General features: G+C 39.2%; 22 protein-coding genes. 13 read left to right on the top strand and 9 right to left on the bottom strand.

Translation table 11 applies throughout. The features are described from left to right. Window positions 1-15 precede the first annotated feature (15 nt). Window positions 16-366, top strand: coding sequence for a hypothetical protein (locus K9M52_RS06545; protein WP_224071259.1), 351 nt, complete (start codon window positions 16-18; stop codon window positions 364-366). Window positions 367-739: 373 nt separating this feature from the next. Here K9M52_RS06545 and K9M52_RS06540 read toward each other — a convergent pair whose 3' ends face one another. Next, on the bottom strand, window positions 740-1,183 hold the full coding sequence (locus tag K9M52_RS06540) for a hypothetical protein (protein ID WP_224071258.1): 444 nt from the start codon (window positions 1,181-1,183) through the stop codon (window positions 740-742). A gap of 13 nt (window positions 1,184-1,196) precedes the next feature. Next, window positions 1,197-1,691: a hypothetical protein gene (locus K9M52_RS06535; RefSeq protein WP_224071257.1), complete on the bottom strand. Its 495-nt coding sequence runs from the start codon at window positions 1,689-1,691 to the stop codon at window positions 1,197-1,199. Window positions 1,692-2,171: 480 nt separating this feature from the next. On the opposite strand from K9M52_RS06535, the gene K9M52_RS06530 reads away from it, so the two are divergent. From K9M52_RS06530 to K9M52_RS06510, 5 genes are all read left to right on the top strand, one after another. Next, window positions 2,172-3,725 carry a type I restriction-modification system subunit M gene (locus K9M52_RS06530; protein ID WP_224071256.1) on the top strand — a complete coding sequence of 518 codons (1,554 nt, stop codon included), beginning with the start codon at window positions 2,172-2,174 and terminating at the stop codon, window positions 3,723-3,725. Next, window positions 3,722-4,573, top strand: coding sequence for a RhuM family protein (gene rhuM / locus K9M52_RS06525; protein WP_224071255.1), 852 nt, complete (start codon window positions 3,722-3,724; stop codon window positions 4,571-4,573). The genes K9M52_RS06530 and rhuM overlap by 4 nt, the downstream gene beginning before the upstream one ends. 124 nt (window positions 4,574-4,697) lie before the next feature. Beyond that, a complete protein-coding gene (locus K9M52_RS06520) occupies window positions 4,698-5,864 on the top strand; it encodes a restriction endonuclease subunit S (protein ID WP_224071254.1) in 1,167 nt (388 codons plus the stop codon). A gap of 19 nt (window positions 5,865-5,883) precedes the next feature. Further along, the gene (locus tag K9M52_RS06515) at window positions 5,884-7,020 is read left to right on the top strand and encodes an ATP-binding protein (RefSeq protein WP_224071253.1); all 1,137 of its coding nucleotides are present in this window, start codon (window positions 5,884-5,886) and stop codon (window positions 7,018-7,020) included. After that, a complete protein-coding gene (locus K9M52_RS06510; protein ID WP_224071252.1) occupies window positions 7,007-10,114 on the top strand; it encodes a type I restriction endonuclease subunit R in 3,108 nt (1,035 codons plus the stop codon). Before K9M52_RS06515 ends, K9M52_RS06510 begins: the two co-directional genes overlap by 14 nt. Window positions 10,115-10,210: 96 nt before the next feature. On the opposite strand, the gene K9M52_RS06505 is transcribed toward K9M52_RS06510, so the two are convergent. Together K9M52_RS06505 and K9M52_RS06500 are read right to left on the bottom strand one after the other, a co-directional pair. Continuing rightward, window positions 10,211-10,429, bottom strand: a complete 219-nt coding sequence (locus tag K9M52_RS06505; RefSeq protein WP_224071251.1) for a hypothetical protein — start codon at window positions 10,427-10,429, stop codon at window positions 10,211-10,213. 18 nt (window positions 10,430-10,447) lie between these two features. Beyond that, entirely contained in the window at window positions 10,448-11,698 is a 1,251-nt protein-coding gene (locus tag K9M52_RS06500; protein WP_224071250.1) for a site-specific integrase, read from the bottom strand. 518 nt (window positions 11,699-12,216) lie between these two features. Between K9M52_RS06500 and K9M52_RS06495 the strand changes: the two genes are divergently transcribed. The 3 genes from K9M52_RS06495 (at window position 12,217) to msrB (ending at window position 14,186) form a co-directional block, all read left to right on the top strand. Continuing rightward, complete coding sequence (locus tag K9M52_RS06495; RefSeq protein WP_224071249.1) at window positions 12,217-12,717, top strand: YkgB family protein; 501 nt, start codon at window positions 12,217-12,219, stop codon at window positions 12,715-12,717. Window positions 12,718-12,921: 204 nt separating this feature from the next. After that, window positions 12,922-13,578 carry a peptide-methionine (S)-S-oxide reductase MsrA gene (gene msrA, locus K9M52_RS06490; protein WP_224071248.1) on the top strand — a complete coding sequence of 219 codons (657 nt, stop codon included), beginning with the start codon at window positions 12,922-12,924 and terminating at the stop codon, window positions 13,576-13,578. 149 nt (window positions 13,579-13,727) lie between these two features. Beyond that, a complete protein-coding gene (msrB, locus tag K9M52_RS06485; protein ID WP_224071247.1) occupies window positions 13,728-14,186 on the top strand; it encodes a peptide-methionine (R)-S-oxide reductase MsrB in 459 nt (152 codons plus the stop codon). A 467-nt stretch (window positions 14,187-14,653) separates the two neighbouring features. Here the strand turns inward: msrB and K9M52_RS06480 are convergent, their stop codons facing one another. Continuing rightward, window positions 14,654-14,941: a hypothetical protein gene (locus K9M52_RS06480; RefSeq protein ID WP_224071246.1), complete on the bottom strand. Its 288-nt coding sequence runs from the start codon at window positions 14,939-14,941 to the stop codon at window positions 14,654-14,656. A gap of 9 nt (window positions 14,942-14,950) precedes the next feature. Further along, window positions 14,951-15,541 (bottom strand): sigma-70 family RNA polymerase sigma factor, encoded by a 591-nt coding sequence (locus K9M52_RS06475; protein WP_224071245.1) that lies wholly within the window; start codon window positions 15,539-15,541, stop codon window positions 14,951-14,953. Between the two features lie 668 nt (window positions 15,542-16,209). On the opposite strand from K9M52_RS06475, the gene K9M52_RS06470 reads away from it, so the two are divergent. Both K9M52_RS06470 and K9M52_RS06465 read left to right on the top strand, forming a co-directional pair. Then, window positions 16,210-17,322: an acyltransferase family protein gene (locus K9M52_RS06470; protein WP_224071244.1), complete on the top strand. Its 1,113-nt coding sequence runs from the start codon at window positions 16,210-16,212 to the stop codon at window positions 17,320-17,322. Between the two features lie 195 nt (window positions 17,323-17,517). Continuing rightward, complete coding sequence (locus tag K9M52_RS06465; protein ID WP_224071243.1) at window positions 17,518-18,714, top strand: basic secretory family protein; 1,197 nt, start codon at window positions 17,518-17,520, stop codon at window positions 18,712-18,714. 444 nt (window positions 18,715-19,158) lie between these two features. Here the strand turns inward: K9M52_RS06465 and K9M52_RS06460 are convergent, their stop codons facing one another. Next, window positions 19,159-19,503 carry a hypothetical protein gene (locus tag K9M52_RS06460; protein WP_224071242.1) on the bottom strand — a complete coding sequence of 115 codons (345 nt, stop codon included), beginning with the start codon at window positions 19,501-19,503 and terminating at the stop codon, window positions 19,159-19,161. Window positions 19,504-19,839: 336 nt separating this feature from the next. Further along, window positions 19,840-21,219 (bottom strand): oligogalacturonate lyase family protein, encoded by a 1,380-nt coding sequence (locus K9M52_RS06455; protein ID WP_224071241.1) that lies wholly within the window; start codon window positions 21,217-21,219, stop codon window positions 19,840-19,842. Between the two features lie 287 nt (window positions 21,220-21,506). On the opposite strand from K9M52_RS06455, the gene K9M52_RS06450 reads away from it, so the two are divergent. Next, window positions 21,507-22,442, top strand: coding sequence for a sugar phosphate isomerase/epimerase family protein (locus K9M52_RS06450; RefSeq protein ID WP_224071240.1), 936 nt, complete (start codon window positions 21,507-21,509; stop codon window positions 22,440-22,442). Between the two features lie 213 nt (window positions 22,443-22,655). Here K9M52_RS06450 and K9M52_RS06445 read toward each other — a convergent pair whose 3' ends face one another. Next, complete coding sequence (locus tag K9M52_RS06445; protein WP_224071239.1) at window positions 22,656-23,327, bottom strand: hypothetical protein; 672 nt, start codon at window positions 23,325-23,327, stop codon at window positions 22,656-22,658. 262 nt (window positions 23,328-23,589) lie between these two features. On the opposite strand from K9M52_RS06445, the gene K9M52_RS06440 reads away from it, so the two are divergent. After that, window positions 23,590-24,357 (top strand): enoyl-CoA hydratase-related protein, encoded by a 768-nt coding sequence (locus K9M52_RS06440; protein WP_224071238.1) that lies wholly within the window; start codon window positions 23,590-23,592, stop codon window positions 24,355-24,357. The last annotated feature ends 15 nt before the right edge of the window (window positions 24,358-24,372 follow it).

Here is a 24,372-nt window from a genome sequence, read left to right as displayed (position 1 = left end):
TAAAATTTTAAACAAATGAAACAGCAACAGAACATCTATTCCTTTAAAGGAGCAATTGAAGCAGGACTTAACCCTAAAGATTATAAGTATGGGAAAGACGTAGTCCCTATTGGGACCTTTGAAGCGGTACTTGATTTCAAAATATGGGCATATGGTGATATGCCTGCCGTAACATGCTATTTTACATTGGCAGGAGGAGAAAAAGTGAGAGTAAATGTTTTCAGAAATAAGGAAGAGGAATATATTCCTGGACAGGGAACCGTTAACCTCAGATATTGCCCAATCGAGACCAAGTATAAGGTTTTCGTTGAACTAACCAGCCGAAAATCAATAAAAGTGATGGCCATCGAGCCTTTAATTGCCTAGCCCTTTTCGTTTAGAGTTAAATTCCGAGAATCTGCCTTCGACGCTTAATGCAGTAGTCGATAAACCGGCTTTGCTTATCCGGTGTCCTTAATTCGTTAATATAATATGCCCAATATTTGTTGTAATCCGCTCGGTAGTGAAGAACAAACTCTTCAGGAGTCATATTGAATAATAATTGAATCATATCTGTACCACAGAACAAGAAAGCCTTTCGAAATTCTATATCTCGCTGGAGTTGAAAGTACATCTCAAAATAGTAGTATTTTTTTACACGTGTTGGCTTCATCTTTTATGCTGGTTAGGTTTTAATGGTGGAGAGTTATTCCATAACTTCAGCCGGAAAATCCGGTTGAAGTTATGGAATAATATGTGATTAGCGCCAGCCATTTTCAGTTTTGACAAAATTTATCATCCCATTCCGAGTAAATAAAAGATCTCCCTTCTTAAACGAGCTTAAAGGTTTGACATCTACCATGCTCATAAACCCTCCTTTCATACTTGCCGCTTTTTTTAGCATAGCTGTATCAGTTTTGGCAATAAACATTGTGTCGACACCTGTAGGTTTGAATCTCTGAAATGTTTCAAGGTCTTCTTTGGCGACTACTTTGGCGGTAAAGGACATTTCGTATACTTCTTTCCCTTCAATTTCCCCTTTTATGCCATTGGTTTTCTTGAGCTCAGTATACTCAATGGGGAGTTTACTATTAAGTTGATTAATCTTGTCTTGTGCATCCTTGGCAGAAGGCGTTCCTGGCCCGCAAGAGGCCAGGCAAGCTACGATCACCGAGGTGAATAAAAGTCTTTTTGAATCAGTCATATTGTTTTTTTAATTATTCGACATTTATAGTATAGGATTCAGAATGTGCCTTATCATTTGAGAAGGTCTGTTCATCGGTCAGTTTGCCGTCAAAATAGATCTTAACGGTGATGGCAATTTGTTTATCCTCCGTTAATCCAGCAGGGCGGTCTTCATTAAAAGCCACCTCTATCATTGCTTTCGTCACTTTTCCGACTGATGTAAAGGTATATTTGTCATGATCCTCAAACTGTGCATTTTTTAGATTCCAGATAATGTCTGATTCATTGGTCTGGTCATTCAGTAGTTTAATTGAGGTGCCGACATGGTCATTTGCATTCTTAACGCTGATTCCGGCAACAGAAGCAAAAACTAATTGACTGGATAGGTCACCTTTATAAGAGACTTCTACTGTCATGTTAGCTTTGGGGTAATCCTTTACGGCCAGGGCAGGGTCCTCTTTTGAGCAAGAAAACAGTAAGAAGCTGATTGTCAAGGCAAAAAGTAGATTTTTGAAAATTGGTTTCATAAATGTTTATTTTTTAAATGAGTAAACGGTTTTATGAACCAGGCCCCAAAAATAAGGCGCAGGTTCCAAATCCGTAACAGAGGTACTGGTATACCCACACACGAAATAAGGAAGCCCACGCCCGTAGCGTGAGCGTTTCACTTATCCATCCCGTGTGTTTAGAAGCTACCAGTTTTCTGTTACGAGATAATTTAAAAGTGAACGCTATCCGTTCAATAAGTTTAATGCCAATAACTTATATTGACTTTTACAAAAATAAGGGATTTTGAGCTTTACAATATTTTTATTTTATAGAACGTTATATTTGTATTTATTGTATTTTTATTGAGAAAACTAATAATTTATAAGATACTTGATATGTAGTAGGTTATAGCTGCTTAAAGTGCTTGAAATCTCTTTATGGCAAATATGCCTAGTATTTTATTTAGGACAGTTCATTCAGAATAAACAAAAAGCATTAAATAAATAATTTTGGAGGGTATGACGAAAAAGGGGGATGCACAAAGAGCTGAATTACAGGCAAAAATATGGAAAATTGCCAATGATGTGCGGGGTGCTGTAGATGGTTGGGATTTTAAGCAGTTCGTATTGGGAGCGTTATTCTACCGGTTTATTAGTGAGAATTTTACAAGCTATATAGAAGGTGGTGACGATAGCGTTGACTATGCAAGCTTTCCAGATAGTAAGCTAACAGCAGCAATAAAAGAAGACGCCATTAAAACCAAAGGTTACTTTATCTATCCCAGTCAACTTTTTGCAAATGTTGCCCAGGGTGCCAACACAAACAAAAATCTAAATACAGACCTGAAAGCCATTTTTGATGCTATTGAAGGCTCCGCAAGTGGTTTCCCTTCTGAACTGGATATCAAGGGGTTGTTTGCTGATTTTGATACGACTAGCTCTCGCTTAGGTAATACTGTTGAAAGAAAGAATAGTAGGCTGGCCGCAGTTTTGAAAGGCGTAGGAGAGCTTAACTTCGGGGATTTTGAAGACAATCAAATTGATCTGTTTGGAGATGCGTATGAATTTCTCATTTCCAATTATGCAGCCAATGCGGGGAAATCAGGTGGCGAATTTTTTACGCCACAACATGTTTCTAAGCTAATTGCACAATTGGCCATGCATAAACAAACTTCTGTCAATAAGATTTATGACCCAGCCTGTGGTTCTGGCTCCTTATTATTACAGGCAAAAAAGCATTTTGATAGTCATATCATCGAAGAAGGTTTTTATGGTCAGGAAATTAACCATACCACTTATAACCTGGCCCGAATGAATATGTTTTTGCACAATATTAATTACGACAAGTTTCACCTCGTTTTGGGCGATACACTCCGTGATCCGCAATTAGGGGATGAAAAGCCATTTGACGCCATTGTTTCCAATCCACCGTATTCAGTTAGTTGGATAGGATCAGATGACCCCACGCTGATTAATGATGATCGTTTTGCCCCTGCAGGTGTGCTGGCTCCTAAATCTAAGGCAGACTTTGCCTTTGTATTGCATGCTCTTAGCTACCTTTCCAGTAAAGGAAGAGCCGCTATCGTCTGCTTCCCGGGAATCTTTTACCGGGGTGGAGCAGAACAAAAGATTCGTAAGTATTTGATTGATAATAATTTTGTGGAAACCGTTATCTCTTTAGCCCCCAACCTGTTTTATGGGACATCCATCGCTGTAAACATTCTAGTGCTCTCAAAACATAAACCAGACACTAAAACACAGTTTATTGATGCTAGCGGCGAAGGCTTCTTTAAGAAGGTCACCAATAATAATGTACTCGAACAAACACATATCGAAAAGATTATGTCAATGTTCGATAGCAAAAAGAATGTGGATTATTTTGCGAAATCCGTTGACAATAATAAAATAGCTGAAAATGATTATAACCTGTCTGTAAGCTCTTATATAGAGGCAAAGGATACACGTGAAGTAATTGATATTGAGGAATTAAACCAAGAAATATCAAAGACCGTAAAAAAGATAAATTCGCTTCGGACGGATATTGAAAAAATTGTTAAGGAGATTGAAGCATGAGTGAAATAATTTTATACACGACAGGCGATGGTTTGACTAAAATCAATGTCAAGCTCGACGATGAAACCGTTTGGCTGACCATAGACCAAATGGCTGAATTGTTTAATAAAAGCCGTTCTACAATTAATGAACACATTCTTAATATTTACAATGAAGAAGAGCTTCGCGAAGTAGATACCATAAGAAAAATCGGAATTTCCGATTTTTCTACCAAACCAACCAATCACTACAATCTCGATGTCATCATTTATGTTGGTTATCGTGTTAAATCCGTCCAAGGAACTCGTTTTAGGCAATGGGCCACACAACGGTTAAAGGAGTATATTGTAAAAGGGTTCACAATGGACGATGAACGTCTTAAGAATCTAGGCGGTGGCAATTACTGGAAAGAATTATTAAACCGTATACGTGATATTCGTTCCAGCGAAAGGGTAATGTACCGGCAGGTGTTGGAATTGTATGCCACGGCTATCGATTATGACCCTAAAAGCGAAGAAAGCCTGACATTTTTTAAAATTGTCCAAAATAAATTGCATTATGCCGCTCATGGTAAAACCGCAAGCGAAGTGATTTATTTGCGTGTGGACAGCGATAAGCCTTTTGCAGGTTTAGCCAATTTTAAAAGCGACCAACCCACACAAGCCGAAGCGATGATTGCCAAAAACTTCTTGGACGAAAAAGAACTGAAAGTGTTGAACAATTTGGTGGCGGCTTTATTTGATTTGGCTGAACTAAATGCAGTAGAAGAGCGGGAAATGCGAATGGAGGATTATGTTCGGGAACTGGATAATATCCTAAACTCGACAGGCAGGAAGGTTCTCAAAAATGGGGTTCTATATCTCATTTAAAAGCAACTGAAAAAGCAAAATTGGAGTACAAGAAATACAAGGCCAAAACGCTACTTTCTGTAGAAAAAGATTATTTGAAAACAATAGCACAATTAGAACAAAAAGCAAAAAAGAAAGGGGAAAAATGAGCTACATAGATAAATTATTACAAGGCACAAGCGTGGAATGGAAGACGTTGGGAGCTACTTGTGAGATTAAAACAGGGAAATGTATAACCAAAAATGATAGTTCTGCCTCCGCACTATATCCAATCATAAGTGGTGGAAAAGAACCAATGGGATACTATGATAAATTCAATAGAATAGAAAATACTGTTACGATTTCTCGTGTTGGTGCTAACGCAGGGTATGTTTGTTTCATAGAACGTAAATTCTACTTAAACGACAAATGTTTTTCAGTTCTACCAAAAGAAAAATACAAGTCCAAAATTGACAATAAGTTTTTGTTCTATAATCTTAAAGCAAAGGAAACGAGCATAACAGAATTACAAAGCCAAGGAGGAGTGCCAACAATCAATACAACGAAAGTTGGAAGTATTTCAATCCCCATTCCGCCTCTTTCCGTTCAAAAGGAAATCGTCCGCATTTTAGATAAATTCACCGAGCTTACAGCCGAGCTTACAGCCGAGCTTACAGCTCGTAAGAAACAGTATGAATATTATAGAGATAAGTTATTGAATTTCAATGACTTAGAAATTAATGGGGGGTGTAAATGGCTGACAATGAGTGAGTTATGTAAAATTGGTGATGGATTACACGGAACTCCTATTTACAACGACAATGGTGAATTTTATTTTATAAATGGAAATAATTTAGATAATGGTAGAATTGTTTTTAATAATAAAACAAAAAGGGTAGATGAAATTATGTATAATAAACACGGAATTGATTTTACTATTGAGAATACTGTTTTTCTTTCAATAAATGGCACAATTGGAAGTGTTGCTCTTTATAATAATGAAAAAATTGTGCTTGGCAAGTCCGTGGCATTTTTCAATATTGAATCAACAGAACTTTATTCAAGGTATTTGTATTATTTTTTACAAACTAATTATTCCACTAATTATTTTGAAGCGCAAAAAACAGGTTCAACTATTAAAAATTTAGGATTAAGTGCACTAAGAAATTATAAAATACCCATTCCTCCACTCGAAGAACAAAAACGCATTGTTTCTATTCTTGACAAATTCGATACGATTACCACTTCCATATGCGAAGGTTTGCCAAAAGAAATAGAATTACGAAAAAAGCAGTATGAATATTATAGGGATTTACTGTTGACGTTTAAATAAGAAGCTTTAAAAGGAGATTATGACTCAAACACTAACTGAAATAGCACAAGCACTTATAGATACTGATAAAAAGGTTCAGTTAATTTATGCCTTTAATGGCACAGGAAAGACACGGCTCTCATGTGAATTTAAAGAACTGATAGCACCTAAAAATATGGGAGATGCAGGGGATGCAGAAGAGGGACAAGGAATACAAGTTCTTTATTACAATGCGTTTACTGAAGATTTATTCTATTGGGATAATGATTTGGATACTGATGTTAATAGGAAACTTTTAATTCGCCCGAATAGTTTTACAAATTTGGTTCTTCAAGTTCTTAGAGAGCAAGGTCTTGAAGGTAACATTATTTCCAATTTTCAGCATTTTGCAAGTAATAGATTGACCCCACGATTCAATGAAGATTACACTGAAATTACGTTTTCGATAGAAAGAGGTAACGATGAACAGATTGAAAATATTAAAATTTCAAAAGGGGAGGAAAGCAATTTAATTTGGTGCGTATTTTATAGCCTACTCGAACAAGTCGTTGAAGTATTAAATATTCCAGAACTTGAAAATCGTCCAAAGTATAAATTTAATGATTTACAATTTGTATTTATTGATGATCCTGTAAGTTCCTTGGACGAAAATCACTTAATAGAATTAGCCGTAAATTTAGTGGAACTAATTAAGAAATCAGTTAATTTGAAGTTCATAATTTCAACACACAGTCCGTTATTTTACAATGTGCTTTACAGTGAGCTTGGAGTTAAAGAAGGGAATATTTTGAGGAAAGAAGAAGACGGTACATTTGAACTTGCACCAAAGAAAGGGAATTCAAACAACAGTTTCTCATATCACCTTTTTTTAAAACGCACTATTGAGGAGGCGATAATGTCTAATACTATTCAAAAATACCACTTTACACTTTTACGAAACCTGTACGAGAAAACAGCAAGCTTTTTAGGGTATCAGCGCTGGTCGGAGTTATTACCCGACGATAAACAAACTTACTACAATAGGATCATTCAATTTACAAGCCACTCTACTTTATCAGATGAAGTTGTTGCTGAACCAACTGTCGCTGAGAAAAAGATTGTTGAGTTTTTGTTAAAATATTTAATTGAAAATAAATATTATAATGAGAAAATAAAAGAACAAAATGTTGCAATATAGAACCATCGCAGAATCGAATAATTTTATCGTTCTCGATAAATATACCAAATACTCAGAAGTAAACGAGCCTACTGCCGTTTACCAAACTGAATCATCTCTCGAAAAGGAGTTTGTTAGCGACCTCGTCAACCAAGGCTACGAAAATCCAAAAGAGTTAACCACAGCCACGGCCATGTTGAATAATGTTAGGACACAGCTCCAGGCGCTTAATAACGTATTGTTTGCAGATGCTGAATGGGAGCGTTATGTAGAAGAATATTTGGATAGGCCCAGTGACAGTCTTATAGAAAAAACAAGGAAAATCCAGGATGATTACGTTTATGATTTTGTGTTTGATGATGGTCATATCCAGAATATCTACCTTGTGGATAAAGATAACCTTTCTCGAAATAAGGTTCAAGTGATCTCCCAATTTGCACAAAAAGGTTCTCATGCCAATCGTTATGATGTAACGATTTTGGTAAATGGCCTGCCAATTGTTCAAGTTGAACTGAAGAAACGAGGCGTTGCTATTCGGGAGGCGTTTAACCAGGTTCACCGCTATTCAAAGGAAAGCTTTAACGGTAGCAATTCGCTTTATAAGTATCTTCAACTCTTTGTTATTTCGAACGGTACTGATAGCCGTTATTTTGCCAATACAGTTCAAAGGGATAAAAATAGCTTTGATTTTACTATGAACTGGGCGAGGGCTGATAACTCACTTATTAAAGATCTTAAGGATTTTACTGCGACCTTTTTACAAAAGCACACGCTCCTGAATATTTTATTTACTTATTCTGTTTTCGATATTAACAATACGCTGCTTATTATGAGGCCTTATCAGATTGCAGCTACTGAAAGACTGATATGGAAAATTAAAAGTTCATACCTTTCTAAAAAATGGTCTAAGCCCGAAGGAGGTGGCTATATCTGGCATACCACAGGATCGGGTAAAACCTTGACCAGTTTTAAAGCGGCAAGACTTGCGACAGGATTGGATTTCGTAGATAAAGTTTTTTTTGTTGTTGACAGAAAGGATCTTGACTACCAAACAATGAAGGAATATCAACGATTTTCTCCAGATAGTGTCAATGGTTCAAATAGCACTGCAGGACTAAAACGGAATATAGAAAAGGAGGATAATAAAATCATCGTCACTACCATTCAGAAGTTGAATAACCTCATGAAAAGTGAAAATGATTTGGCCATTTATCACAAACAGGTAGTCTTTATATTTGATGAAGCGCATCGTTCACAATTTGGCGAGGCACAGAAGAACTTAAAGAAGAAGTTTAAGAGATACTATCAATTTGGATTCACGGGAACACCTATATTTCCAGAAAATGCGTTAGGTGCTGAGACCACGGAAGGAGTGTTTGGACATCAATTACATTCTTACGTAATTACAGATGCTATTCGAGACGATAAAGTATTAAAATTCAAAGTTGATTATAATAATGTCCAGCCAAAGTTTAAGAAAGTTGAAATAGAAAAGGACGAGAAAAAGTTAAGTGCAGCCGAAAATAAGCGGGCGTTACTGCATCCTATCCGTATTCGAGAGATTTCTCAATATATCTTACAGAATTACCGTCTAAAAACACATAGAAGTCAGGGAGGTAACAATGGTTTTAATGCTATGTTTGCAGTAAATAGTGTTGATGCGGCCAAATGTTATTACGAGGAATTAACCCGACAGCAAAATGCCAGCGAAAAGCCACTTAAAATTGCGACCATATTTTCTTTTGCCGCTAATGAGGAACAAAGTGCTGTTGGAGACATAGGAGATGAAACTTTCGAGCCTACAGCCATGGATAGTAGTGCAAAGGAGTTTCTGGCCAAAGCTATTAAGGACTATAATGTGATGTTTAAAACCAGTTTTGGTATTGACAGTAAGGCGTTTCAGAATTATTATCGAGATCTCGCAAAGCGTGTAAAAAGCAGGGAAGTGGACCTGATTATCGTGGTTGGCATGTTCCTTACCGGGTTTGATGCACCCAAACTCAATACCTTATTTGTAGATAAAAACCTGCGTTATCATGGACTAATCCAAGCCTTTTCCCGTACCAATAGGATTTTTGATGCTGCAAAAACTTTTGGTAATATTATTACTTTCAGGGATTTAGAACAACCTACGATTGAAGCTATTACTCTTTTTGGGGATAGTAATACCAGAAACGTAATCCTGGAAAAAAGTTATGCTGAATATTTAGAGGGTTTTAAGGATATTGCGACCGGGGAAGCACGCCGAGGTTATATTGAGATTGTAAATGAATTAAATCAAAAGTTTCCAAACCCTGATGAAATTATTAAGGAAAAGGATAAAAAGGAGTTTACCAAACTTTTTGGTGAATACCTGCGTGTCGAAAATATTTTACAAAATTTTGATGAATACACGCATCTAAAAGAACTTCAATCAATAGATCCAGGTGATCATGAAGCAATTGAAACATTTAAGAAAGAGCATTTTATTACAGATGAGGACCTCGGAGCTATGCAGGAAGTTAATCTACTTCCAGAGCGGACTGTTCAAGATTATCGTTCAACCTATAATGATATTCGTGACTGGTTGCGACGGGACCAAGAAGGTAAAGAGCCTGAAGAATCAAAAATTGATTGGGACGATGTTGTGTTCGAAGTAGAACTCCTCAAATCACAGGAGATAAACCTAGATTATATTCTTGAGTTAATATTTGAACACAATAAAAAGACAAAAGATAAGGCTGATTTAGTAGACGAAATACGTCGGGTTGTCCGAGCAAGTATTGGTAGCAGGGCAAAGGAAGGCTTAATAGTTGATTTTATTAATGAAACCAACCTTGACAGCATACAGGATAAGGCGAGTATAATTGATGCTTTCTTCACCTACGCTCAGGGCAAACAAAGAACGGAGGCCCTTCAGTTAATTGAGGAGGAGAATTTGCATGTAGAGGCCGCGAAACGATATATAACCACTTCATTGAAGCGCGAATATGCTAGCGAAAATGGTACTGAGCTTAACGCCATTTTACCAAAGATGAGTCCTTTGAACCCTCAGTACTTGACTAAAAAACAAACGGTCTTTCAGAAAATTAGCGCATTTATTGAAAAGTTTAAGGGGGTCGGTGGATTATTATAGATGGAAATAGGACTAACTGATTTGTACTTTCTTCCCGATATTAATATAGGTTAGAGGCTGTTCCTGTTTGTTCTGTGCTGATGCATTATTATAGTTCTAATTTAATTTGGGTTTAAATTGGCCGGAAACGTCACCTATTATATCTAAGTATTTTTGATAAACTTCCATGGCCATATTTAGTTGTTCTGGAAATTTTTCGTAATTCTTTTTGTCGAGAAGGCTTATACGTAATAATTCACCTAATGATGCATGTAAGAATTCCGCAATTTTATAGTTATCTGATTCCATTAGTTTGTCTTTTATGATGATTGACATATTTTTCGTTTTGTAATATTAGAAATTTAATAGTGCTTTGCTATATTCTGCTTGTTTTTGTGTATTGAAACCGGCAAAGTAATGCTGGGTTGTTAATATACTGGCATGGCCAAGGCACTGGCTCACGAATTCTATAGGGGCATTGCCATTTGTTATTGTTATTGTTGCGAATGAGTGGCGGGCCACATATGTGGTAATTGGTGCTTCAATTTTTAATTTTTTCCCGATTTGATTCATCCAACGGTTGGTTACTTTAATGAATTGATCGATCTTGGTCGCTATTTGGTCTTGAGAATCGGTTTTATGGATGATATTGAATACATAGTCATCTTTTTTACTAGTATTAGGGTCTGTTGACCATGATTTAATAATTCTATTTAGTTGTTCATTAAGCAGTACGGTTATCGGGTGCGGATTAGCCTTGTTTGTTCTTATTGTTTTTGATCTGAGAAAGGTAAATGATGATTGGTCAAAATTTTCCCATTTTAGTTTTGCTATATCATTGAAGTTCATGCCGCTTGCTAGGTATGAGAAAATCCAAAAATCTTTGGACCGTCGTTGATAGTAGTAGTGCTCACCAGCTGGTACTTCGTAATTGAAAATGGCCTTTATCTGTTCAATACTTAGAGCTTTTTTAGTATTGTTGCCCTTTGGTATCATGTATTTTTTCCTGCCAAAGGGGTAGGCTTGTTCAGTAATTATGCTTTCCGATTTTAAAACATTCATAATGGTCCGTAAACATCTGGTGTAGATGCCTATAGTTGTCCTTGATTTTTTGTTGCTAAGCATCCAAATTTCATATTGCTGGAGGAATTCAACTGTGATGTCGAATATAGTTAGGTTGGGCTTATAAGCGTTTAACGATTTGAATGAGTTCGAATAGCTTTTGGCTGTTTTGATCTGCTGGTTTTTAATGAGACCTTCTATGTATTCATTGTAGCTGTCGACCAGGACCGTATTGAGGTCAGCAACCTGAGGGCTTTGGAAATATTGCCGCTCAAATAGGATAAAGGAAAATGGAACTATTTTAACTGCCGTCTCTTGAGCCATTACTTCTATTTGCGTCAATTCGTTCCGGAGGTTTCTTAATTTACCCTTGGCTTTTTCTGAATTTAGTGATTGCCATTCATCTTCGGAAACCATTTTGCCGATGGAATAGTATTTTCTTTCCCTTTTATAGGTAAGTCTTAGTTTTAATGGATATTTACCTTGTACTGTCTCCCGCCTTTTGTCGGGGACCACCTTTATATTTAGCATTGTATTTTTCATGGTTCAAAAATAGAAATGTTGATACACATTTTGATACACATATCTTATGAATAACCAGCAGCAACTATCAATTTCTAAAATAACGTAATGTTAAGGTTATTGAATATCAGTTATTCTATAAATAGCTATTAAATATGTATATGCAAAAGTACCCTTTTGGGATCTCTCTTAATCAGCGGGCCCAGAGTTCGAGTCTCTGCGGGGTCACATAGAAAAAAGCAGTTATGAACGAGAGTTCATAACTGCTTTTTTCATTGGATACATCTTAGAGTTCCTTTAAAATTTGAACGGGCGACCGTCTAACTTTATTATTGAGAAATCCGCATTTAAGGAGAAGGAGTAGATCAAAACCGAAAATGCACTGAAGGAAAAACGCATGTGTAAAGAAGGCAAGCTGCGTAAGCAGCTATTGCAATCTATCCGACTATAATTCGATAGGAGTTATTTAAAACTTTATTTTTTTTGTAAGGTTTTTGGTAGATAGCCAACTAAGTGGGTAAATTTAAATTATTTGAAAAATGAAAAAAGCATCTACAACAGAGTTCTTTCTTAAGGCCGGAACGTTCTTTATCCGTTATGGTTTAGTTGTTGTCCTGATCTGGATCGGTATTCTTAAATTTACAGAATATGAGGCTGTGGGCGTCCGTCCCTTGGCCGAGCATAGTCCGTTTTTGTCCTGGGCTTTTACTTTTCTTGACACCAGGTCTTTTGCGAATGTACTTGGCGTTATTGAAATTACAACCGGTGTCCTAATTGGCTTGCGACCGGTTTCACCAAGACTGTCTTTCGTGGGGAGTATCGGCGCGATTATCACCTTTATCATAACTTTGACATTTATAGTATCTACTCCGGGTGTCATCCAGCATGATATGTCATTTCCGTTTATTTCAGGGTCTCCGGGGCAATTTCTTCTTAAAGACCTGGTTTTGCTGGGCGCGGCATTATGGACTGCTGGCGAAGCAACCGCGGCTGTCCAAAGTAAAGAAATCATATTCATAACGAAAAATACGCAGGCTTAATTCTTAAAGCTGGAAGAAATGCTCCAATGGAGATTACATAAGCTCTTTCTCAACAACTTATAAGCCATTCAACTTGATAAAATGTGATTGTAAGGTTGCCGGTTCTTTTGCGACTAAGTCAATAAAGAGGATGAAGCGGATTTTATCCCCTTTACCCGATTAGTGTTAGAAAACTTATCAAGCATATTTAAAAATTAGAACAATATGAATATTTTATCATTTTTCGCCACAGCAGTTTTGGGCTTGGTTTCACTGGCCAGTTGTAATGGTGCCGGTAATAATACAGAACAGGCATTAAATAAAATCACAAATAAAACGAGTATAATGGGAACAGTAAACACCAATGACAGCACAAGAACAATCTATTTTGCAGGTGGTTGTTTTTGGGGGACAGAGCACTTCTTTCAACAGATAAATGGAGTTACCGAGACCGAAGTAGGTTTTGCCAATGGGCATACCAAAAATCCAAGCTATCACGATGTTGTCTACAATAACACCGGATTTGCAGAAACGGTAAAAGTGACCTATGATCCTAAGGTGGTTGATCTGAATTTATTACTGAATCTGTATTTCCTCACCATTGACCCGACCAGCCTCAACAGGCAAGGAAATGATTTCGGAACGCAGTATCGTACAGGCATTTACTATACTGCCGAAGATCAACTGGCTGTAATAGAGGACCGTGTAAAAGCAGAAGGCGCTAAGTATACCAGCCCGATTGTGGTAGAAGTTACACCACTTAAAAATTATTATAAGGCTGAAGAGTATCACCAGGACTATCTTGATAAAAACCCTGGCGGTTACTGTCACATCAATCCTGAGTTATTTAAAGTGGCGGCTGAGGCCAATCGGAAAAAGTAAATGGCATAAGTACAATTTAGATACTCAAAGTGGCCGTCGCTGCCATCGGTCTGAAATGACAAGACATCGTGGGGGAGGGTATCTAGAGTTTGTCACGCGACGGCTATTTGAGGGTGAAAATAATAATTAATAACAGCAAATAAAGCACTATGTTAAACTGGAATGATATCTTAAATTTTGCAAATAAAGGCAATCCCACACCAGACAAACGTGTTGAAAAAAGCGAAGGGGAATGGAAAGCACTTTTGACCCCTGAACAATTTCGTATAACACGCCAGCGCGGAACAGAGGCGTCCTTTAGCCATGATCTTTGTCAGAGCTATGAGCCTGGACTGTATTCTTGTGTTTGCTGTAATACGCTGGTGTTCGATTCCACTGTTAAATTTGATTCGGGAACCGGGTGGCCGAGCTTTACTCAGCCATATAAAGAGAACAGCGTTAAATATTTAAAGGACACCTCCTATGGAATGATCCGTGTTGAAGCGCAATGTAATGTGTGTGACGCGCATCTAGGACATGTGTTTCCTGATGGTCCTGCACCCAGCGGGTTGCGTTATTGTATGAACGGGGAATCTCTTGCCAAAGAGATAAAAGAAAAGGTAGATTAGTTATACGGTTTTGGTTATACTATGTAATTCACTCGTTTGAATTTAGAGGATAACAGATAGTGTACAGAGGTTTTCTATTATGAAGCAGTGATGGCGTCTGATATGATAGGGTTTGGGGAGATAAGATGACGCTATCAACTGCTTTTTGTGTCTGCAACGAATCTGGTAAGGTGTGATAGTTTCTGTCAAAGATAGATCTTTGTTCGGCAACAAGGAGAGGAGAGCCTGAAACGATATAGCTTTCAAGAAGACTTACAGAAGTGATGAGCAGGTGGCAGGCTTTATCTGCTTAGTTTAAGGGGTACTCGCTCTAAACTTGTTGAGAAGTCATTGGAATTTTTGGGTCTGAAGGCGCTTTCCAATGCACTCAGAAAGAGGTTACTGGTGAGCACTGCCTCGAGGCTTTCCGCACTTTTAATCAGGGGTGCCTGATAGAAATAGCACAAGTTTTCGGGATATTGTCCAGGCTATTTTTCACCTAGTTTTCTATTGACAGCATCCCTGATCTGTTGCTTATCTTTATCTTCTAATTTCAGGTCTCCAAGCCCTGAAACGATTATTTTTCTGCTATATTCATCGATCAGTGCACTCTGTTTCATGTATATGGTACAGATTTCACAATTTTTCAAATGGAGCGCTAATTCCAGCTTTTCCAATCTGGTAATTTCTCCAAACTGCTGCTTTTCTATCAGAAAAGTTGCTTTTCTGCAATTATTAGCAATCTTATGCTTTTCTTCTTCAGTAAATTTCTCCATAACAAATAGTTAAAACCAGTTCTTTTGAAGACATGCCCGGAGGTTAACCTTTGTCCGATGGCTGATGACCCAAAAATTAGACGTGGTTAATTGTAGCGCGGCACAAATTTTTTCACTAGCTTCCTCATCAATATATTTCATGTTGAATACAGAAGCCCAGAGCGGCGGAAGTTTCTGAATGCAATCCAATAGTATTCGCTGAAATTCTTTCTGTTCGATAATATCCGGTTGTTCAATACCAAAAGTTGCCGGATATTTTCCTTCTTTCCAGTGTCCGGTATCCATTTCAAAAAAGTCATCTTCCGCCGCAGAACTATCCGATGAGTAAATATGATCCTTTTGTCGGCCTGCTTTCTTTCTGTACACATCGATGATTTTATTTTTCAGAATAGCTGTCAGCCAGGTCTTCTCAGAACTGCGGCCTTCAAATTTATCGATGCGCTGCAATGCTGCAAGAAATGTTTCTTGGACCAGATCCCTTGCAAGATCACGATCATTGATCCGCGTTGAGGCGTACGCATACAGATAATCTGCATACTTATCAACCCAATGCTCCGGTGCCGGCTTATTTAATTCTGATGTCGAAGCGTTCATCTGCATAGACGTATCTATTAGGATTCGATTGCAGTCATCTGGCCGTATCCTGTCTGCAAGCGGTCATAATACACGACACTTGCAGCTTTAGTCGGATGTACTCCAGTAACCTTACAATCTTGGTGAGAAACTATATTTGAAAGGCAATTTAAACAGAATTATTGAAGTTGGATAATAATAATTTTTGCCGACCGAAAATAATATATTGACGGCTCAAATGAGAAGCAGTTAGGTGGCTTGGTCTCACTGCTGCTGGAATGCCGCTTATTGTGTCACTCTTCACCTGCCAGCCTAAAGTCAAATGTCTTTGGCGTCGCTTTTAGGAAAAATTCGCGAAATAGGTTTGTTCATTTTTGCTCTTTATGCTGGGCGCTGACGATAAGTGTTAATGTCTGGAAGATTAACACTTCTTTCGTTCTAAGGCCATATTTTAGAGAATAGCTGACTCGGTATTCTTTTTTGATTCTGGCGATCGATGCTTATTAGTGCCCCAATAAAATAAGAGTATGCTCTCAAAAGATAGCGCGATGGCCGATATTATAGAGTCGAGCTTTATTGCTGCCTAATTGAAACGATTTGCCCAAATTTTGATACTATATGTCGATCAGAAGGGCTGTTGTTTGCCTATATTTACGCATCTTTTTTAATAAAACCCTAAGAGTCGAAGAATATCGATGAATAATAATAGCCTTCCTGCCAAACCCCATTATCTGATTTTAGATGGATTACGTGGTGTTGCCGCAATTATTGTCGTCACCTTTCATCTGACCGAGCCCTTAGGAACCGGTCATCTGGATATTCTGGTCAATCACGGCTATTTAGCCGTTGACTTCTTCTTTCTTTTGTCAGGTTTTGTGATTGGCTATGCGTATGATGACCGTTGGGGCAAAATGACCGTGGGGGCATTCCTTAGGCGCCGTCTTGAAAGACTCCAGCCGATGGTGATATTGGGAATGACCTTGGGCGCTATCGGCTTCTATTTTACCGATTCCGCAATCTGGCCGCTGATCCATACGGTTCCACTATGGAAACTGGTACTGGTAATGATGATAGGCTATACGGTACTTCCCGTTCCTTTATCGTTGGATATAAGAGGTTGGCAAGAAATGCATCCGCTTAATAGCGTCGGCTGGTCGTTGTTCTTTGAATATATTGCTAATATCTTGTATGCAATCTTTATCAGGAAGTTTTCAAAAGCAGCCCTGGCTGTTTTGGTCATAATGGCGGCCATAACCTTGGCATATATGGCTATAACAAACCCGAACGGGGATGTGAGTGGCGGGTGGACCCTGAATAGGGAGCACCTCTATATCGGATTTGTGCGGACCATGTATCCTTTCTTTGCGGGGTTATTACTTTCAAGAGTAGCCAGGCCTATCCGGATCAAACATGCTTTTCCGTGGTGCAGCCTTTTGGTGGCAATCACACTGTATATGCCCCGTATTGGAGGCGCTACACATCTCTGGATGAATGGGGTGTATGAATCGTTTTGTATCATCATCATTTTCCCGCTTATCGTTTATTTAGGCGCGAGTGGCGTGGCGCACGGTCAGCGAGAGTATAAGATATGTAAGTTTCTCGGCGACATTTCTTATCCATTATATCTGGTACATTACCCATTTGTTTATTTTTATGTTGCCTGGATCAGTGATAACAGCGGCATGACGTTTCTGGAAGCGCTGCCTTATGCATTGTTGATCCTGTTCGGTTCAATAATTCTGGCCTATGTCAGCCTTAAATGGTATGATGAGCCAATGCGTAAATGGTTGCGAAGGAGATTTGCGTAAAAAAGGTTTGAGCCTCAGGGGATCATCACCGGTGATTTTCCTTATTTTTAGAGAAATACAGTAATTTGATTAACTTAGATGGCGACCATCTTGCCTGTTGTTGGCATTTTGTCCGGGAAGAATCGTTTCTTACTTGGCCGCCACTTTTTCGGTCAATGGTACGTGTAGCTATCGAAACCTATAAAAGATATACTTATGAAGATGCTTAAACTCAATAGCAAACTCCTTTCTGTTATTCTGCTAATGCTTATATTGGCAATTAGTTGCAGCAAGGATACGATGGATGCTGCCCCCGGGCCCGATCCCAATCCAGATTTTGAAGATATCCCCGTGTTGGATATCACAAGCAAGGCAACTTTAACTGTAAGCAAAGACAACCCGGATGGCCCTGACGGTGTCGAAGGTTCAACTAGGCTGGTAGATGGTGACACCACCACAAAGTTCCTGATTAAGGATTTTTCACTGGTGAATATTGATTTTCAATTTGATTCCTCAAAACTGGTCGCCTCCTATCAGTTCACCACCGGAAATGATTTTGACGGCCGCGATCCCATGGACTGGAAGTTTTATGGCTCTATGGATGGTAAGGATTGGACCTTGCTGGACAGCCGGATGGGAATGCAGTTCCGGCAAAGAAGAACCAATTATCGTTTTTACTTTGAAAATGACCAGGGTTATACCTATTATCGCTGGCAGGTTGCAAAAGTATATGGTGCAGATATGTTCCAGGCCTCAGAGTTCCGATTAATTCAGATGCCTCCCTCAGCGCAAAAAGCGGAACCCATCTCTTGGGTCGATAGCACAAGCAAGGACGGTTTGAAACTGATATTTGTTAACCATTCCGAAAAGGAGAATTTGTCTTATCAGTCAATGCTGACGAATACTTTCTTCACGGTGTATCCGAAATTACTTGAGACGTATAACCCAGATGCGCTCAAACGCATATATTTTATCGTTGATCCAAGTTACGATGGCGTTGCGTATTCCTTTGGAGATGTCTTGGTATTCAGCTATGATTACATGGAGGCCCATCCTGATGAGGGGGATGTAGCGGTTCATGAAATCATGCATAAAATACAGAACGGGTATGAAGGAGATGTGCCAGGCTGGCTTACTGAAGGCATTGCAGATTATGTGCGTTATCGCTTTGGGATAGATAATCCCGATTCCTGGTCTTTGCCAGATTATAGCCCAGACCAGCATTATGATGATAGTTACAGGGTGACCGCCCGGTTTCTGGTTTGGATAGAAAACCATAAGAACAGGGATTTTGTGCAAGAGCTGGACGCGGCACTCCGAGAGGGCACCAACTATAAAGACTTCTGGGTGCGGATATTGGGCAAGAACATTGATGAGCTTTGGGCGGAATACGGGGGTAATCCTGGATTATGATCATGGAGTATGCTGGCATGCATGCGGTATGGCTATCATTATTGCCAGCAATTCTCGTTTATTGATTTCAATTAAACATAACAATGCAGTAATTCTGATTTTGAATGGTTTTTTCTTATTGATATTCGAGTTCAAATATAAAATAGCTGGATATTCCCTTCATATGTGTTGATAGTTTATACGAATGATCCGTCTTTTCTAGAATTTGATAGCAATAAACGTCGCCCGGAATACTGATCAAGCTTTTCCATCTGTTATTACTTTCGATAAATGTGCTGTTGAACGTCTGGTCATTGGATTTTTCTACCGTGAGTTTAGAATAGGTGTGATCCGACATTGAATCAATCCAGTAGTTTTCATCGATCGTTAAAAGAACAGTAGAAGTATCACTGCTGTGAGAGATAAATTTATGATGTGTCCAGAATGATGCACAATCTTCCTGACTTATTGAGGAAGGGGCATTTCTATTGTATGTGTCCAGTATTTGCTGCTGGGAATGTTTTGAGTGATAAATTTTTCCATATAATCATTATGGTGTGAGATTCTGGATAAGAGAAAAACCGGCAGATCCATTTGCTGTTGGGCCGTTATGGAATCCTGCGATCCGGTAATCTGATTGGCCATTTGAGTCATAAAGTTGGAGAATGTAAGGCTGTCAATGCCATCCTTATGGGCATTGATATAATCACTAATGGCAATGCCTAATGAATCGACATAGAGTTGATACCTAGTTTGTGAGATCCCAGATACTGTTATGAGCAGCAGCGATAGAGATAGCAGTTTTTTCATAAGAGGGATTGCGTTGTTTATAATAGAAGCTCTGGATGCTATTTTCAGATTGTTTTAACCAAAATTAAGCAATAACCGACTGTTGTGTAATATTTTTATGCCGACAGCTTTGAGAGCTCAGCCAAGTCTTCCCGGTATTTTCCTGAAGGCCCGCTCTGGTTACAAAATGACATGATATTGGAGATCCCCATACTACCTATTGCGATGACATCATACAACAGCACTTACTCCTGTGAAGGAATAAGTGCTGTTAAGAAAAAGATGACTTTTGCCTGTAATTCTTACCTGAACAGCTCCCGAGCGGATTCAGCTGCCGGTATTTATTGACGAGCGGCTTTATTTGAATCTTCGGATACTGACTGCATAAATATCCGCATGCCCTTCAAAATTTGCCCTGAATATGATCCATTTGCCGTCTGGCGAAAAATGCACATTAGGTTCCAGCTGGTAGTCATGATGTTTCATGTTCACTAATTTTTCCGCTTTGAAATGGTCGCCTTCCGGTGTGAAATAATAGATCCACTGCCCGTCCGGCGCTTTCGCGACAGAACCCTTGCTGCCGCCGTCCCCTGCAAAATTCTTTTGGTCCCAGGAGCTGGTATAATGTACTGACCACTCATTTCGAAGTAAATGATATTTTATTTCCTTGCCAGTGGCAAGTTCTGTGCCGCCAACATAGAAGTCTTCACCTCTTGGTAATTGCAGATCATACCAGATAAATTTCCCGTCGGAGCTAAACCATTCATGCCCCGCAATTTCCATGTCCATTGTGCGTTTGTGGATCAGCTTTGGCGTATTTTTTTTGACAACATCGATCGTCCAGATTCTGTCCACCTTATGCCATGGTCCCTCATGGCAAAACATCAGTAGATGTGGATCGACGGGCGAGAACTGAACGTGATTAAGCCACGCACTGTCCGTAAAGATTTTATCCAGCTGTTTTGTCTGAATATTGATGGTAAAAAGTGTCCTTGGTAGCTTTGACGCATAGATGCGGTTAAAGTAATCATGTTTTTTCGGATACTTTTTGGAAATGGCTTTCTCAGCAGGCGTTGCATAGGCACCCGCCAGCAATGTGCCGTCGGCATTGATTGTCGTTATATTTGCTTTAAAGTCTTCGGGGAAGACAAATATCAGTCTCTCTTTTCCCGAATTGATATTCACGGCAAATACACTGTCTTTAATCTGATAATAGGCTTCGTGATTGACAGCGCTGACAATTTCCCCACTCATCCTATTGTTTTTGTGGGTCAACTGCCGGATATTTCCTGAGGTGAAGTCGTAAGCATATAGTTGATTATTGTAAGGGTTTTGCTTAGGCCTGTAAACATATCCATCCGCGGCTATACTTGTATCACGTCGTATGGCATTACTTCCATAAAAGATCATTTTTCCGTCAGCAAATGGATTATTATGAAAATAAAAGCTACGATGATCTCCAGGTTGATTGATCAGCCTTTTTATAAGGTGGCCGGTACTTTTATCTATCCAGTTATCGGGCATTTTCCCCTTTCCAGTTTCCAATACAGGCTGCGCATATAGGGTGTAATGGATTTGAAACAACAATAGAATTGCGGCGATCAGAATGTTTTTAGGTTTCATGGAGAATAATTTAGCGGTAATCATTAGTTCGTATCTTTTATCAGGATATCCGGTTTGTTTTATATCCCAATATACACAGGCCTGTTTGTTTAACCATCCTGTACTGTGCTGCATGATCAGCTTTAAAGGTTACTTTTACTATATGGGTATGGTCATTGGCTCATTAAGAAACTCGCATGCATACGCAATCAAGGGAAATCAATAATCCGCTCCGGAATTGTTTAAATTTGAAAAGCGAGCCAGGCTAAAATGCAATCATGTAAACCATATACATAATTATGAAAAGAAGTTGGAAAATGTTGTTTATATATAAAGCTATTTTTGAAATATAAATATCTTTATTCGTTTCATCATTGTGATGATGATTCTTGTTAGGGGTAGCTGTACTTATAAATTATAATATGAAAGACAAACGCATTTTAGTTGATTTAAATAATAGTAGAAGAGACTTTATCAGAAATTCAGCCGTCTTGCTAGCTGGAATGGCTTTTACCCGCAAGGCCGGTCATTGGGATACCGGCTTTTCTAAAAGTGAAATGAAGGTTTCGAGATACCGGATAGGTGTTGCCGATCTGATGATCTATAAGCGTCAAAAAATTGGCGCGTTTGAATTGACAAAGCGTATCGGAGCAGAAGGGGTAGAAGTGGACATGGGGGGGCTTGGCGATCGACCGACTTTCAATAGTAAATTAGCTGATCCAGCCGTTTGCAAAGCATTTCTGGACGAAGCTGAGAAATACGGCCTGGAAATCTGTTCCGTGGCCATGACGGGATTCTATGCCCAGTCTTTTGCCGAAAGACCGACCTGGCAGCGGATGATCGGAGATTGCCTGGATACTGCAAAACGGCTGAAAGTTAAAACAACTTTTCTTCCCTTAGGGATTACCTGTGATCTGAGGAAATATCCTAAACTGAGACCTGCTATTGTTACGAGGCTTAAAGTGGCCGGTCAAATGGCCGTCGCTACAGGAACAGTCATTGGTATTGAGACCTCCCTGGATGCGGCCGGCGAGCGTCGACTGCTTGAAGAGATCGGCTCTCCCGGTATTAAGAGCTATTTTAACTTTGCCAACCCTGTAGACCATCAGCTGGACATATGTAATGAATTGAAGATACTGGGAAAGGACAATATTTGCCAGATACACGGAACGAATAGCGATGGTGTTCACCTTTCGCAGGATCCTGAAGTCAATATGCCGAAAATTAAGCAAACACTTGATCAAATGGGATGGTCAGGCTGGCTGGTGCTTCAACGCTCCAGGGATCAAAAAGATCCGAAGAATGTGCTGTATAATTTTGGGGCGAACAGTAAGTATATGGAATCGATCTTTAAATAGAAATTATGAGTTTCGCGAACGCCACCTTGATAAAATAATTTGCTGAGGAGCCGTCGTAAATGCATTGTAGCAGTCTGCCGGTTTAAGTTATCGGTAGTTATCCTTCTCACTGTCTCCATTATAGGAAGCCACATTGGTTTCAGTGATTTAATAAAATGGGGCTGCTATATACGAGATCAATACGTCTGAAGGCCTACTTTCTTTTCCATGGAGTTAATAGTTTAACTCAAAAATATCATAACTGGATTTTCCCAGGATATGGGTCGATAATTTAAAAGAATGATCGGTTTTTTCCAGTATCTGGTAACAATAGATATCGCCCGGGATACTGGCCAGTCTTTTAAAATTATTATTGCTCTCAATAAAGCAGATCTGAAAAGTCTGATCATTGAATTTATCGACAGTTAGTTTCGAGAAACTGCCGTCGGCCATGCTGTCGATCCAATAATTTTCATCTAAGGTTAAATGGACCAGCGTTGAGTCACTGTCATGATAGGTAAACTTGTGATACTGCCAGAATGAAGCGCAGTCCTCCCGGCTGATGGAGGAGGGAGGCTGGGAGGTTCCATGGGCGTAATATTTATTTTTGGGCACGGCCGTATACAATTTCTCTGTTAAGTAGATGTTATAATGCAGGATCCTTAACATGACCTCCATCGGTAATTCACGCTTTTGTGCCAGCGTCAAAGTATCGGTTGCTCCCTGAAACTGGAAAGCCAGTTTTTTGATATATTCAATAAATTCAGCCGAATCTAAAAGCTCTTTATGTGAATCGATATATTGGCTAATGCCTTTACTGACGGAATCGATGTATAGCTGGTGCCTGGTCTGCCCTCTGCCAGAGACAGCGAATAAAAGAAACACTGCATATAATAGCACTTTCATAAGCGTAATTTGGAGGGTGTTATGCTTTGTCAAATGTATGCTTTTTATCCATGAATCACCTGAAATAACAAAAAATCAATAAACAGCAATCAGGCGGGAAATCGACTTTAAGGACCCATTCCGCTTTACAATCCGTTGAAAGCAAGTAGGCTCTTTTTATCGTTCGATTCAGGTACAAAGGAATGTCGTAACTTGCCTGTCCTTGGAAGGCATAGTGACCATCGACATAATTTGAATCCGAAGTAAAATCCATTGGAATAATATGATGAATATTCTTATAACTATTGATGATAACATACAGACCATCGCGATCAACCGCCCTGAAAGCCTGAATGCTTTAAATGGAAGTACACTGAAGGAGTTAAGTGAGGCGTTAGATGAAGCTGAACATAATCCATCTATCCGCGTGATCATTATCACAGGAAGCGGAGAAAAGTCCTTTGTTGCCGGTGCAGACATCAAAGAATTTGCTGATTATGACTCAGCAGCTGCAACGGAAATGTCCCGTAAAGGGCAGGCAACCGTCTTTGATAAAATAGAACATCTGCGTAAACCGGTTATAGCGGCGATTAACGGCTTCGCCCTTGGGGGAGGCCTGGAGCTTGCCCTGGCCTGTCATATTCGGTATGCGTCAGAAAATGCCAGATTAGGGCTGCCAGAAGTAACTTTAGGTCTTATACCCGGCTATGGCGGTACCCAGCGGCTGCCAAAATTAGTGGGAAAAGGCCTGGCCAATGAAATGATTCTGTCAGCTAAAATGATTTCTGCTGGTAGGGCAAAAGAAATCGGGTTGGTAAATGAGGTGTTTCCACTCGCTGAATTAATGGAAAAGACCAGGCAGCTGGCGGATTCAATAGCAAAGAATTCTCCCATGGGGATCGCCGAGGCGATTCAGGCCGTGAATGCATCGGATGCTGAAAACGGTTTTGAAAAAGAGATGATGGCCTTTGGGCGCCTGTTCGATATGTCAGATAAAAAGGAAGGTGTTACGGCATTTCTGGAAAAACGAAAGCCGATTTTTAAAAATTGATTTTACACCTAATGT

Origin of the sequence: Arachidicoccus terrestris (assembly GCF_020042345.1) — a bacterium.
GTDB lineage: Bacteria > Bacteroidota > Bacteroidia > Chitinophagales > Chitinophagaceae > Arachidicoccus > Arachidicoccus terrestris.
Note: the sequence above shows the minus strand (reverse complement) of the source record. Positions and strands in the feature narration are given on the sequence as shown.